The sequence below is a fragment of the Neobacillus bataviensis LMG 21833 genome (assembly GCF_000307875.1).
Lineage (GTDB): Bacteria > Bacillota > Bacilli > Bacillales > Cytobacillaceae > Neobacillus > Neobacillus bataviensis.
On the sequence record NZ_AJLS01000142.1, the window covers coordinates 1 to 13,387 of the forward strand.

General features: G+C 39.1%; 13 protein-coding genes. All 13 read right to left on the reverse strand.

Translation table 11 applies throughout. The features are described from left to right. Positions 1 to 114: 114 nt before the first annotated feature. A complete protein-coding gene (locus tag BABA_RS22625; protein ID WP_007087584.1) occupies positions 115 to 1,230 on the reverse strand; it encodes a Nif3-like dinuclear metal center hexameric protein in 1,116 nt (371 codons plus the stop codon). After that, positions 1,217 to 1,948 (reverse strand): tRNA (adenine(22)-N(1))-methyltransferase, encoded by a 732-nt coding sequence (locus BABA_RS22630; protein WP_007087585.1) that lies wholly within the window; start codon positions 1,946 to 1,948, stop codon positions 1,217 to 1,219. Before BABA_RS22630 ends, BABA_RS22625 begins: the two co-directional genes overlap by 14 nt. 92 nt (positions 1,949 to 2,040) lie before the next feature. Beyond that, positions 2,041 to 2,403 (reverse strand): cytochrome c550, encoded by a 363-nt coding sequence (cccA, locus tag BABA_RS22635; protein WP_007087586.1) that lies wholly within the window; start codon positions 2,401 to 2,403, stop codon positions 2,041 to 2,043. A 191-nt stretch (positions 2,404 to 2,594) separates the two neighbouring features. Then, the gene (locus BABA_RS22640; RefSeq protein WP_007087587.1) at positions 2,595 to 3,734 is read right to left on the reverse strand and encodes an acyl-CoA dehydrogenase; all 1,140 of its coding nucleotides are present in this window, start codon (positions 3,732 to 3,734) and stop codon (positions 2,595 to 2,597) included. Positions 3,735 to 3,998: 264 nt separating this feature from the next. Next, positions 3,999 to 5,132 (reverse strand): RNA polymerase sigma factor RpoD, encoded by a 1,134-nt coding sequence (rpoD, locus tag BABA_RS22645; protein ID WP_007087588.1) that lies wholly within the window; start codon positions 5,130 to 5,132, stop codon positions 3,999 to 4,001. Positions 5,133 to 5,176: 44 nt separating this feature from the next. Then, positions 5,177 to 6,985 (reverse strand): DNA primase, encoded by a 1,809-nt coding sequence (gene dnaG, locus BABA_RS22650; RefSeq protein WP_007087589.1) that lies wholly within the window; start codon positions 6,983 to 6,985, stop codon positions 5,177 to 5,179. A 484-nt stretch (positions 6,986 to 7,469) separates the two neighbouring features. Further along, a complete protein-coding gene (locus BABA_RS22655) occupies positions 7,470 to 8,279 on the reverse strand; it encodes a pyruvate, water dikinase regulatory protein (RefSeq protein ID WP_007087590.1) in 810 nt (269 codons plus the stop codon). Positions 8,280 to 8,306: 27 nt separating this feature from the next. Further along, positions 8,307 to 8,939, reverse strand: coding sequence for a transcriptional regulator CcpN (ccpN, locus tag BABA_RS22660; protein ID WP_040347326.1), 633 nt, complete (start codon positions 8,937 to 8,939; stop codon positions 8,307 to 8,309). A gap of 148 nt (positions 8,940 to 9,087) precedes the next feature. Continuing rightward, positions 9,088 to 10,470, reverse strand: a complete 1,383-nt coding sequence (locus BABA_RS22665; protein ID WP_007087592.1) for a glycine--tRNA ligase — start codon at positions 10,468 to 10,470, stop codon at positions 9,088 to 9,090. 478 nt (positions 10,471 to 10,948) lie between these two features. Then, a complete protein-coding gene (recO, locus tag BABA_RS22670; RefSeq protein WP_007087593.1) occupies positions 10,949 to 11,701 on the reverse strand; it encodes a DNA repair protein RecO in 753 nt (250 codons plus the stop codon). Positions 11,702 to 11,737: 36 nt separating this feature from the next. After that, positions 11,738 to 11,881 carry a YqzL family protein gene (locus BABA_RS26790; protein ID WP_007087594.1) on the reverse strand — a complete coding sequence of 48 codons (144 nt, stop codon included), beginning with the start codon at positions 11,879 to 11,881 and terminating at the stop codon, positions 11,738 to 11,740. A gap of 159 nt (positions 11,882 to 12,040) precedes the next feature. Continuing rightward, positions 12,041 to 12,961 (reverse strand): GTPase Era, encoded by a 921-nt coding sequence (era, locus tag BABA_RS22675; RefSeq protein ID WP_007087595.1) that lies wholly within the window; start codon positions 12,959 to 12,961, stop codon positions 12,041 to 12,043. After that, a complete protein-coding gene (locus tag BABA_RS22680; protein ID WP_007087596.1) occupies positions 12,951 to 13,352 on the reverse strand; it encodes a cytidine deaminase in 402 nt (133 codons plus the stop codon). Before BABA_RS22680 ends, era begins: the two co-directional genes overlap by 11 nt. Positions 13,353 to 13,387: the final 35 nt, after the last annotated feature.

A 13,387-nucleotide genomic window follows, 5' to 3' on the forward strand; every position in this document is an offset into this window, starting at 1 on the left:
CGATGTTGACTTATCGTAGGGCGGAGAGCGAAGGACACTAGCCGCTAGGGCGCTGGAGCTGGACAATTCTCAAAACAAAAGAACCGCTTCTACTTGAGAGCGGTTCTTTTTCATTTAAATAAATTGAAAGGGATCTGTGTTTACCTCGGAAGGAAAAATTTCTACCTCAAATCCTGAATCCGAACACAGTTTTTGTAACACAGCGGTTAGCCCTTTTTTCATGACCTTTTCGACGTTATGACCTGGATCAATCATATTCAAGCCTTGCATCATTGCATCGTGGGCGGTATGGTAATAAATATCCCCCGTTATATATACATCTGCCCCTTTAAACTTTGCATTCATAAAGTATTTATTGCCGTCCCCGCCTAACACAGCCACCTTCTTAACCTTTTCGGTCAAATCGCCGACAACACGCACCGTATTTACCTCAAGTGCTGTTTTTACCTTTTCGGCAAATTCTCCAAGAGTCATTTCGCTGACCTTACCGATTCTGCCAAGACCAAGGACTTCTCCTTTATTATCAAGTGGATACACATCGTAAGCAACCTCTTCATATGGATGAGCCTTTATCATAGCCGTAATGGTCTTCTTCAACAAAGGCTCCGGAACGATGGTCTCAACCCGAACTTCTTCTACTTCCTCAAGCTTACCCGCTTGCCCTATATAAGGATTTGTTTGATCCCCGGGCAAAAACCTGCCTGTACCATCAGCCGAAAAAGAACAATGACTGTAATTGCCGATAAATCCTGCCCCAGCGGTGCCGAGAACCTGTCTAATCTCCTCCGCATGGCTAGCTGGGACAAACACAACTAATTTCTTAAGCTTGGTATCAACCGTAGGCACAAGCACCTCTGCATCTTCTAACCCTAACGCTTCTGCCAAAAGATCATTAACCCCGCCCTTTGCTACATCAAGGTTAGTATGTGCAGCATAAACAGCAATATCATGCTTCAATAATTTTTCTATCATTTTCCCTTGCACCGTATCTGTCAGTAGATTTTTAAGGGGGCGATATATGATGGGATGGTGGGCAATGATAAGTTGAACATTTTTTTCAATCGCCTCATCAATGACATTGTCGAGGACATCGAGGGCAATCATAACCCGATCAACCTTTTTGTTTAAACGGCCGATTTGCAGACCAATCTTGTCACCCTCCATTGCAAGCCCTTTTGGCGAAAACTGTTCAAATAATTGGATGATTTCATGACCATTAGGATTCTTCAATTCGGATTACCTCCTCTACCAGCTTCATTTTATGTAATAGCTCCTGTTTCTTTTCCATTGTATCTGGGGTCTGGACGGCACTTTCAAGCTGATGATAAATTCGCTGCCAATTTTTCTTTTCATTCATCCATTTTTTAATAAATATAGGATGGTTCTCTTTCACAAGATAAGGTCCTAATAATAAGCCTTCTTCTAAACTTTGACCATAAGGTTCCATGGAGTCAAAGGCATTCATTCCTTTTTCCGCTACTAACACCTCATAAATTTTCCCATCTTCTTCGAGAATCTCTTCAGCTTCCAGTTTCCATAAATTATCTACTAACCATTGACGAATAGAAATGGCGCTGATATTAGGCTGTAAAATCAGCCTTTTTACAGACCCTAGTTTGTCTTTTCCATTTTCTAAAATACTCGCTATTAGAGCGCCACCCATCCCAGCGATTGTGACATATTCCACTTCTCCAGGCTCAACAACATCTAGTCCATCACCTAATCGGACAGAAATAATATCAGATAATCCCTCTCCTGAGACATTTCCTTTAGCCGATTGATATGGACCATCAGCTACCTCTCCAGCTACTGCATATGTAATACCGATATTCTTCGCTAAATAACAGGGTAAATAAGCATGATCAGATCCGATATCAACTAATTTTGCACCCTTTGGAACATATTTCGCAACCGTTGCTAACCTGCTTGATAATCTATCCGAATTCACAATAGCACCACACTTTTTTCGACTTATATTTGTACAGTATAAAAAAGATCCTTTACAGATGCAAAGGATCTTTGGTTAAAACAGTATAGCTATTACTTAATTTTAGAAACCCATTCTGCCATCGCGTCAACTTGTTCTGCAGGTACAAGACCTTTAGGCATACCAGTTCCTTTACCATTATTAAGAATGTCCTTGACTTCGTCCTTTGATAACCCAGTATTTTTTAATGGAGGACCTACGACACCTTGGTATTGATCACCATGGCAGCCGATACAAGTAGATTTATAAATATCTTCTGGATTAGATGCGGCAACTTCTGTCTTCTCGCCGCCTTTTCCTTCGCCCTCTTTGGCGATTTCCTTCATATCACCAAGGCCTTTGAATGACAGGAAGAATACAAGTACAATTCCAAAAACAAAGATGATAATGTACGGAATTACCGGATTTCGTTTCATGATATAACCTCCCTATGTACGTACCCTGAGAATTAAATAAAAACTATGCTGCAAACAACTACTATTTTACTTGAAAATGAACAGAAGGAAAAGCCCTAAACTTATTTTATTACTATAATCTTTATAAAAAAGAAAAAAGAGGCCGGATTTAGTAATGTAGGAGCCTCTTTGTATCTTTCCCTATTTTTTTGTTAACAACCAATTAATCGTGAAATAACCATTCTTTGAACCTCCGAAGTTCCCTCCCCAATTTCAAGGAGCTTGGCATCACGCATCATTCTCTCGACATGATATTCCTTCATATAGCCGTATCCGCCATGGATTTGGACAGCTTGATCGGTCACTTCCATACATATTTCCGAGGCATATAGTTTACACATTGCTGCTTCTTTTGAAAAATTTCTTCCATTGTCCTTTAGCCAAGCCGCTTTATAAACCATATTTCGCGCCAATTCAATTTTCATCGCCATATCTGCAAGCTTAAATTGAATCGCTTGGAAGGAGGAAATTGATTTGCCGAATTGCTTCCTTTCCTTTGAATAGGCCAAGGCCTTTTCATAAGCCCCTTGAGCAATCCCTACAGCCATAGCTCCTATTCCAATACGTCCGCCATCAAGTGTAATTAAAAACTGTCTAAAGCCCTCTCCACGCTTTCCAAGAAGGTTTTCGGCAGGTACTCTAACATCCTCCAGTACAAGTTCCGTTGTATTCGAAGAATGTAAGCCCATTTTTTCATAATTATCGATGACAGTAAAACCCGATGCGGATGTCGGGACAATAATAGCACTAATCTCCTTTTTCCCGTTACTTTGACCTGTCACGGCTGTTAAGGCTAAATGCCTGGCATAGCTGGCATTGGTAATAAAACACTTATTCCCATTGAGAACAAACTCTCCATTTTCTTCTATTGCCGTTGTTCTTGTTCCTCCTGCATCTGATCCGGCATTCGGTTCAGTTAATCCAAATGCGCCAAAAGATTCCCCCGTACAAATAGGCGTTAGGTATTTTTGTTTTTGCTCCTCTGTTCCAAACAAGTAGAGTGGTGCTCCACCCAAAGAAATATGAGCTGAATAAGTGATTCCTGTCGAGCCGCATACCCGGCTTAATTCCTCGACAACAATGGCAAAGCTAACCGTATCGGCTCCACCGCCGCCATATTCCTCCGGAAAAGGGAGCCCCATTATCCCCATATCTGCCAGTTTCTTAAATATTTCAACAGGAAACTGCTTTGTTCTGTCCCGTTCTAATACACCAGGTGCCACTTCTTCATCAGCAAAGCCGCGCAATGTTCGTTTAATCATTTCTTGTTCAGAAGTTAGATCAAAATTCATGTTCATCCCCCTTATACAACATTGTATACGCTTTCTTTTCTATTATAAAAGGAATCGCCTAAATATCTCAACATTTAAAAATTTTTGAAAAGTATATCTTCGCTGAAGAATAAAAACTAATTCCCTCTAAAAAAATTCAAATGGATATTTGCAAAATGAGAGACAATTCAGTAAAATAAAGAAAAAATAATAAAGAAAGTGCTTACAATTGGTGCAAAAAAAATAGTCTACTCCTGTTAAGAAGTAAACTATTTAAAGTATATTCTATTCTAAGAAATCTTTTAACCGTTTGCTGCGGCTCGGATGGCGTAATTTACGCAATGCCTTTGCTTCAATTTGACGAATTCGTTCACGGGTTACGCCAAATACCTTACCAACCTCTTCTAGGGTGCGCGTCCGGCCATCGTCTAATCCAAAACGGAGACGAAGGACATTTTCTTCGCGATCTGTTAAAGTATCAAGAACATCTTCGAGCTGCTCTTTTAATAATTCATAAGCAGCGTGCTCTGAAGGGGATGTTGCATCTTGATCTTCAATAAAATCTCCAAGATGTGAATCGTCTTCTTCACCAATCGGTGTTTCAAGTGAGACAGGTTCCTGGGCAATCTTTAAAATTTCCCTAACCTTATCAGGTGTTAAATCCATATCCTCACCAATTTCTTCCGGTGTTGGTTCGCGGCCAAGATCCTGAAGTAATTGACGCTGAACACGGATAAGCTTATTAATTGTTTCAACCATATGAACCGGTATACGAATTGTTCTTGCCTGGTCAGCAATTGCACGAGTGATTGCTTGACGAATCCACCATGTAGCATAGGTGCTGAATTTGAATCCTTTTCGGTAATCAAATTTCTCAACTGCTTTGATTAGACCCATATTACCTTCTTGAATAAGATCAAGAAACAGCATGCCACGGCCTACATAGCGTTTTGCAATACTGACAACAAGACGCAGGTTCGCTTCGGCAAGACGGCGTTTTGCTTCTTCGTCGCCAGCTTCAATCCGGTTGGCCAGTTTAATTTCTTCCTCAGCAGAAAGTAAGTCAACACGGCCGATTTCTTTTAAATACATCCGAACCGGGTCATTAATCTTAACTCCAGGAGGAACGCTAAGATCGTTTAAATCAAATTCTTCATCATCTTCTTTTGCTATTTTTTTTGCATCTGGATCCTCATCATTATCGCCGACCAATTCGATTCCCTGATCGCCTAAAAATTCTAGGAATTCATCCATTTGCTCGGATTCTAATTCAAAATTAGCAAGCTTTTCCGCAATATCATCATAGGCAAGGACACCGATTTTTTTACCCAGCTCAGTTAACTGGTCTTTTGCTTGTTCAAGGGTTAAAGTTAATTCGTTTTCAACCTCTTTTGAACGGGCTGATTTTTCAGCAGCCATAAGGGGGTCCACTCCTTCCAGAATCAAAGACACTAAAATGGAAATTAAAGTAGTTTACGCAATTGATTGATTTCATTACCAATTACAGCAGCTTTACTAAAGTCATGTTGCCGCTCAGCTTCTTTTAATTCCACTTCTTTTTCTTTTATCTTTAACAATTTTTGATAATTCAACACCTGTTTGATATAATCAGTTAATTCTTGATTACTTACCTCGTCATTAATTGACATCATTTCAATGTTGGCAACCATTCTTCTAAGATTATCATCTTGAATATAGGTTAAAAACGCACTACTGTCTGGTTCCAAATGATCCTCATAAAATGCTAACAGATAGGTTATTATTGCCTGATGTTCATCAATATTAAACGTGTTCCCTGCAAGTAATTCCTGAACCTTATAAGCCGCATCACGATTTTTAAGCATGTGGGCTATTAAACACCTTTCAGCCGTAAAATGCTTGGGCTTTAATTCCTCCGCCCGCTTTGCAATAACCAAGGGCTTATGAAAGGTTTCGTTCTTTCCACTTGATTTTCTTTTTTCAGCAAAGAAAAACTGCTTTTGCTGTTGCATTAGAGCCTCTAACGAAAGTGAAAATTCTGCTGCAAGCTGCCGTAAATAATGATCCCTTTCAACAGCCTTGCTTAACTGGCTGATTTCTTTGAGTATCACTTCGATATAGGCAAGCCGATCTCCTTCATTCTGAAGATTTTTTCCTCTTCGAAAATAGAGAAATTTAAATGCCATCCAGGTTAAACTTGCACCAATTACTTCACTGCGGAATTTATCAGCGCCATTTTTTTTGATATATTCATCAGGATCCTGACCATCAGCCATCATGGCTACCTTAATTTGAAAACCCGCATTGTGCAGATGGTTACCTGCACGGTAAGCAGCCTCAATTCCCGCTTTATCGGAATCATAGCAAATCGTTATAGATTGTACGCTTTGGCGCAACAAGGCTATATGGTCATCTGTCAAGGATGTCCCCATTGTGGCAATCCCATTTTCCACTCCTGATCGATCGGCTGCAATACAATCGGCAAATCCCTCAAATAAAACAGCATGCTGCATTTTTTTTATACTGGGCTTAGCCAAATGATAATTATATAAAATTTTACTTTTATTAAAGATTGCTGTCTCGGGACTATTTAAATATTTGGGCTCTTCCGCCCCAAGTGATCTCCCTGAAAAAGCAATCGTATTGCCATGCCGGTCAAAAATAGGAAACATAATTCGATCCCTAAATCGATCAAAATACGTCCCGTCCCTTTCTCGTTTGATAATTAATCCGGCCTTTTCCATCCATTCTGGTGAAAAATCCCTTTTAGAAAGGAATTTACAGACAAAATCCCATGAATTTAATGAATAACCAATTTGGAACTTATCAATCGATTCCCGGGTAAAACCTCTATTGAGCAAATACTCTAAAGCGTGTTGACCTTCTTTTGTATTCACCAGTAAATGATGGTAAAATTTCCGTAAAAGCTCATGAGCATCAAGCATGGATTGAAGCTCATTGGAAATCCTTTTTCCACCATTAGCTGAAGCTAAATTAATTTCAAGGTCGATATTCACCTTCGCCGCTAATTTAACGGCCGCCTCTTGGAATGAAATTCCTTCAAGCTCCATTAAAAACGAAAATACATTGCCTCCAGCTCCACAACCAAAGCAATGAAAAATTTGTTTGTCTGGCGACACGGAAAATGATGGGGTGCTTTCTCCATGAAAAGGACATAACCCGAAGTAATTTCGCCCTTGTTTTTTCAGTTGAACGTAATCGCTAATTACCTCGACAATATCAACAGTCTGGCGAATTTGGTCAATCTTTTCTTCGGCAATACGCTCTGCCATGAAAACATCTCCATTTATACTACAGGTATTCGGCAGGTAATGATTAAATTCCTGCAAATTTCGACAAAATTTTTGTTAATTCTGAGATGCCTATGTAATTTTGTCATTCACATGATGATCATAGGAAGCAATAAAAAAACTTCGACGAAACATTTGGTAACAATTTCGACAATTTCCACTTTAACAGAGCAAGTTTCTGCAAGACAAAAATAGCCGTTTTGCTCTTTACATAAGTATTAATTCTACATCACTCCACATATTCCTTCTTAAGCGCCTAACTTTTATTAAAGGATTTATGTCGAATTTTTTCAGGGCCTCCCCCTTGACATCTAACAATAAATAGTTTATTCCTTCCCATGCAACTCTAAACCTAAAAAGATATATTTTTATCACAATTTTTTATTATAGTATATTCATTATCATTTTACCATAACTTTTTCTTAATTTTTTATCTCAAAAAAACACATAATCAATTGATTATGTGTTAGAGTCTACCCTTTTGAATATAATTTATGATAACATTCGCCGTCTCTTCAACAGCTTTATTCGTTACATCAATCACTGGACAATTAATTTTCTTTACAACATTTTCAAAAAAGGTTAATTCCTCTTTAATTCTTTCGATATTCGCATAACTTGCTTGATCATTTAATCCTAATGAAAGTAACCGTTCCCGCCTAATATTATTTAATTTTTCCGGGCTAATTTTTAATCCAAAGCATTTTTCGATTGGTACCTTATAAAGTTCTTCCGGCGGATCCACTTCGGGTACGAGTGGCACATTTGCCACTTTTAATCGTTTATGTGCAAGATACTGAGATAACGGCGTCTTAGAGGTTCTTGACACCCCGATTAGTACTATATCTGCCTTTAACAGCCCACGTGGATCACGGCCATCATCATATTTTACTGCAAATTCAATCGCTTCAACCTTTTTAAAATAATCCTCATCTAGCTTCCTGACCAGGCCAGGTTCACATAAAGGTGTTTTCCCGCTGAAAACTTGTATTTGATCCATAATTGGGCCAATTAAATCAACCGCAATGATCCCTTCCACTTCTGCTCTTTCTTTCAGGTATGTACGCATTTCCGGCTTAACTAATGTAAAGGCCACCATGCCTTTGTCATGCGAAACAAGTGATATCACTTCATCAATATGTTCCTTATCCTCTACATAAGGAAATCTTTTTAATTTCATTCCAGAACCATTAAACTGGCTAATTGCCGCTTTCGTCACTAATTCAGCGGTCTCCCCAACTGAATCAGATACAACATAAATAATAGGCAAACTCATTCTCCCTCATCAGCTCCTCTATTAAGTTTACTCATCGCCTAAGGAAACAAAGGCTTTTGTGATATTTGTTTTTGTGACCCTGCCAATTACCTCAAAGCCATTTTCAGACTTTTTCACCACCGGTAAGGCATCAATTTGTTTTTCAATTAATTTCTTAGCAATATCGATCAATAAATCTTCCCGTTCACACATCGTGATGTTCGGCATCCTTGTCATAATAATATTAACAGGAATACTCGTCAGCTCCTGCTTCCCAATACTTGCCCGGAGCAAATCCTTTCTTGATAGAACTCCAACTAGGCTTGAGTGTTGGTCAACTACAAATAGTGTTCCTACATCCTCAAGAAACATGGTACAAATAGCATCATAAACAGAAACATTTTCACTAATGACAACAGGAATCGACTGATAATCTTTAACATAGATTTTCTGGAGATTTTCAGTTAATAACTGTACTCCCGATTTCCCTGTATAAAAATAACCAACACGAGGTCTAGCATCAAGAAATCCAGCCATTGTTAGAATGGCAAGATCCGGCCTTAACGTTGCTCTTGTGAGGCTAAGTTGATCGGCAATCCGCTCCCCCGTTATCGGGCCATTATCTTTTACTATTTGCAAAATATGTTCCTGGCGTTTAGTCAGTTCGATTGTCCTCACCACCTTAAAATACCCAGTTAATATGTAAGTTATCTTAGGAATATTATATACCACATATTATATCAATTCCATCTATTGAAAAAGGTACGGAAATCCGCACCTTTTTCTTAATTGTCTAGCTCGAGCGCCTAGGAGCTTCCGCTTTTCCTTTTTAAAATACCATTTTTTCTTGTAGAAAGTTTACAAGTTCAGAAATTGGAACACGTTTTTGTTCCATGGTATCACGGTCCCTTACGGTCACCATGTTATCTTCTTTTGAATCAAAATCATAGGTTATGCAGAATGGTGTGCCAATTTCATCATGGCGGCGGTAACGTTTACCGATTGAACCAGCTTCATCATAATCCACTGTGAAGTATTTGGATAAAGTGGCAAATACCTCTTTTGCCTCATCTGATAATTTTTTCGATAACGGCAGAATGGCTGCTTTAAATGGTGCTATAGCCGGATGGAAATGCATCACCGTTCTTGTTGTACCATCTTCAAGCTGCTCTTCATCATAGGCATCAATTAAGAAGGCAAGTGTTACACGGTCAGCACCTAATGATGGTTCAATACAGTATGGTACATACTTTTCGTTTGTTTCCGGATCAAGGTAATGGAAATCCTCATTTGAATACTCCATATGCTGTTTCAAATCATAATCCGTTCGTGAAGCAACCCCCCATAATTCGCCCCAGCCAAACGGAAACTTAAATTCAAAATCTGTTGTCGCATTACTATAGTGTGAAAGTTCGTCTTCAGAGTGATCACGCAGCCTTAAATTTTCCTTTGTAAGGCCTAATGACAATAACCAGTTTTCCGCATATTGCTTCCAATAATCAAACCATTGTAATTCCTCACCAGGTTTGCAGAAAAACTCAAGTTCCATTTGTTCAAATTCCCTCGTACGGAACGTAAAGTTACCAGGTGTTATTTCATTACGGAAACTTTTACCAATTTGAGCGATACCAAAGGGCAGTTTCTTTCTCATTGTGCGCTGAACATTTTTAAAGTTAACGAAAATACCCTGAGCTGTTTCAGGACGAAGAAAGATTTCATTTGTGCTGGATTCTGTAACCCCTTGGAAGGTTTTAAACATTAAATTAAATTGACGAATCCCTGTAAAATCATGACTTCCGCAATCAGGACAAGCAATATTATGTTCTTTGATCAGCTCTTCCATTTTTTCAAACGGCAGGCCGTCAACGACCATTTCCATCCCTTTTTCATCGAGCGCATTTTCTATTAATTTGTCAGCGCGATGACGTGCTTTACAATTTTTACAATCAATCATTGGGTCATTAAAGTTTCCAATATGCCCGGATGCTTCCCATGTACGCGGGTTCATCAGAATACTGGCATCTAAGCCAACATTGTACGGGGACTCTTGAACGAATTTTTGCCACCATGCCCGTTTAATATTGTTTTTAAATTCAACGCCTAGCGGGCCGTAATCCCAAGTGTTGGCAAGACCTCCATATATCTCAGAACCAGGAAAAATAAACCCTCTGTGCTTTGCATGTGAAACAATTTGATCCATCGTTACATTCATTTTCTATTACTCCTTTTCTTTAGTATTGGAATTTAAATCATTGGACTTTGAGAAATGTCCAGCTCCAGCGCCCTAGCGGCTAGTGTCCTTCGCTCTCCGCCCTACGATAAGTCAACATCGATTCGCTTCGCTCATCGTGTTTCCTTTATCTCAGTTGGAGTGCTCCAGGCCGTACACCGCTGACCAGGGCGCTTGCGCTTTTCTTTTTCAAATAAAAAACTCCCGTCTCTATGCTTTAATAGCATAGGGACGAGAGTTACCCGCGGTTCCACCCTAATTGCTGCAAGTATTGCAGCCTCTTTAAATCGTGTTTTATCAACACTCGATTGCTCAGGACTGCCTTCGTTAGTGCCCTATACCCTAGCTTTCACTATCCTAGGTTCGCTTTTATAGAGTGGTCTAATTACTACTTTCCGTCACAGCAATTATAATATTAACCAGAATTTTAACGAAAACTCCTGCCATTGTCAACTAGGCATTATAAGAGATTGCGAAACTGATCCATGGAATTAAGAAACTTTTTTGTTTTTAGATGAAGGCCTGAATATTCTTCATAGTATGCCGTTATAACCTTTTTTAGCTCCGCCTTCGTTTCTTCCTTAACGGAAATATCGCCTAGCCTTGAAAGATCAAAATAATAGAATAGCCGTAATAATTTTACTGAAGCTGGTGATAATTTAAAATGGTACGGATCTTTATTTAAACAGCGGTGGCAAATAAAACCGCCCTCACGAATGGAAAAAGAAAAATTTCCGTCTGTACTACCGCAAACGGAACATTGATTTAAGATGGGGTACATCCCCATTACATTTAACATTTTCATTTCATAAATATTCATTAGAATATCCGGGTCATAGCCTTCATTCATGTAATTCAATGTTTGATAAAGCAATTCAAAATGGAAAGGGTTTGGTTTTTTTTCATCTGTACATTTATCGGTTAATTCAACAATGTAGCTTGCATATGCCGTTAAGAAAATGTCTTCTCCAATCGAACGCAATGAAGTAGCAATTTCACCTTGCTGCAGACTGCCCAGGCCGGTACCTCTATGTACGAGGAAGTATCCGTGTGTAAACAGCTGGGTAATGGAAGAAAGGCGGCTGTTAGGCTTTTTAGCACCTCTAGCCATAACGCCCACCTTTCCCCATTCTCTTGTATATAAGGTCACAATCTTATTGGTTTCACCATAATCTGTTGTTCTAATGACGATGCCTTCACACTTCTGAAGCATTTAAAGTCACCTTCTTAAGTCGTGCGAAAGACTTGCTTATGAAACGGGAAAATCAAGTTGTGCTAGCTCTTCATTCAGATTTCCGGGTATTTCTTGGTTTTCCTTCTCAAGCTCTTTGAAGAGAAGATATGTGTCAATATTACCTGTCTGGAGGAATACTTTCCACGTAAAATCCATCATCGAAAACCCCACCTTTCATTATTTAGACTAGCCTTTAAGTTCATCCCAACCTTACATTTATCATAGCCTGCCTTTGCCAAAATCATAAGACGAAATATTTGTTAATGTTGTCCATGCATAATCCGGTGTGTAAGTTAATATTTTAATTAGGGTGATTTGTTAATATTCATCTTCATTGAAGCCATAATCACGAAGCTGGGACATCTTATTACGCCAATCCTTTTGGACTTTTACCCAAAGCTCTAAAAATACTTTTGACCCAAGGAGATTTTCAATATCTCCCCGTGCCCGTTTGCCGATTTCTTTCAGCATACTTCCTTGTTTTCCAATAATGATGCCTTTTTGTGAATCTCTCTCAACAATCACTGTGGCCATGACATGAATAATATCTTTACCCTCTCGCCGTTCCATTTTGTCCAGCACAACCGCTAAAGAATGTGGAATCTCTTCCCTCGTTAGGTGGAGGGCTTTTTCCCTAATCAGTTCAGTAATGATAAACCGTTCCGGATGATCAGTTACTTGGTCAGCAGGATAATATTGCGGCCCTTCAGGTAAGAAGGATTTTATTTGTTCCAATAGACGCTCGACATTATTCCCTTCAAGTGCAGATATGGGCACTATTTCTTTAAAGGCATATTTTTCCTTATATGATTCAATAATTGGCAATAATTTATCTGGATGGATTTGATCAATTTTATTAATAACAAGAAAGATAGGAGTATTGACGGTTTGAAACTTTTCGAGAATAAATTCCTCACCGCGTCCAAAACCTTCTTCTGCATTTACCATAAATAGTATCAAATCGACTTCTTTTAGTGTATTTTGTGCTACCTTCATCATAAAGTCGCCCAATTTATGTTTGGGTTTATGGATTCCTGGTGTATCAATAAAAATCATTTGAGCGTCAGGAAGTGATAACACACCTTGGATTTTGTTACGAGTAGTTTGCGGTTTATCACTCATAATCGCAATCTTTTGACCAATCACCCGATTTAGGAAAGTGGATTTTCCTACATTTGGCCGGCCGATAATCGAAATAAACCCTGATTTGTATCCGTTTTCATCCCCATTATTCTGCATTTAAATCCTCCGGTGAAAAGGCACCAGGTAAGAGATCTTCTACAGTCATTTCCAGAATATCACCTTTAAGGTTGGTTAGAATCACTTTCATATCTTTTGGACATAGCTCTGAGATCACTTGCCGGCATGCACCACAAGGGGAACATGGGCGGTCAGTGTCAGCAACTACAGCTAGCATTTGAAAATTTCGATCACCATGCGAATAAGCACTAAACAGGGCCGACCGTTCTCCACAGTTGCACATACTGTATGCAGCATTTTCAATGTTACAGCCATGATATACTTTTCCATCTGTTGTTAACAACGCTGCTCCAACTCCAAATTTGGAGTAAGGAACATAGGCTTTGTCTCTTGCCTTTTTTGCTTCTTCAATTAATTGTTCAATGTTCACAAAAATTTCTTCCCTTCCAGCAAAGTATCTGCTGT

What these genes read in the sequence shown, in the direction of transcription:
- cccA (WP_007087586.1), bottom strand. Translation starts at nt 2,403, where the DNA reads ATGAAACGAAATCCGGTAATTCCGTACATTATCATCTTTGTTTTTGGA.
- BABA_RS22640 (WP_007087587.1), bottom strand. Translation starts at nt 3,734, where the DNA reads ATGAATTTTGATCTAACTTCTGAACAAGAAATGATTAAACGAACATTG.
- rpoD (WP_007087588.1), bottom strand. Translation starts at nt 5,132, where the DNA reads ATGGCTGCTGAAAAATCAGCCCGTTCAAAAGAGGTTGAAAACGAATTA.
- dnaG (WP_007087589.1), bottom strand. Translation starts at nt 6,985, where the DNA reads ATGGCAGAGCGTATTGCCGAAGAAAAGATTGACCAAATTCGCCAGACT.
- BABA_RS22655 (WP_007087590.1), bottom strand. Translation starts at nt 8,279, where the DNA reads ATGAGTTTGCCTATTATTTATGTTGTATCTGATTCAGTTGGGGAGACC.
- BABA_RS22665 (WP_007087592.1), bottom strand. Translation starts at nt 10,470, where the DNA reads ATGAATGTAACGATGGATCAAATTGTTTCACATGCAAAGCACAGAGGG.
- recO (WP_007087593.1), bottom strand. Translation starts at nt 11,701, where the DNA reads ATGCTTCAGAAGTGTGAAGGCATCGTCATTAGAACAACAGATTATGGT.
- BABA_RS26790 (WP_007087594.1), bottom strand. Translation starts at nt 11,881, where the DNA reads ATGATGGATTTTACGTGGAAAGTATTCCTCCAGACAGGTAATATTGAC.
- era (WP_007087595.1), bottom strand. Translation starts at nt 12,961, where the DNA reads ATGCAGAATAATGGGGATGAAAACGGATACAAATCAGGGTTTATTTCG.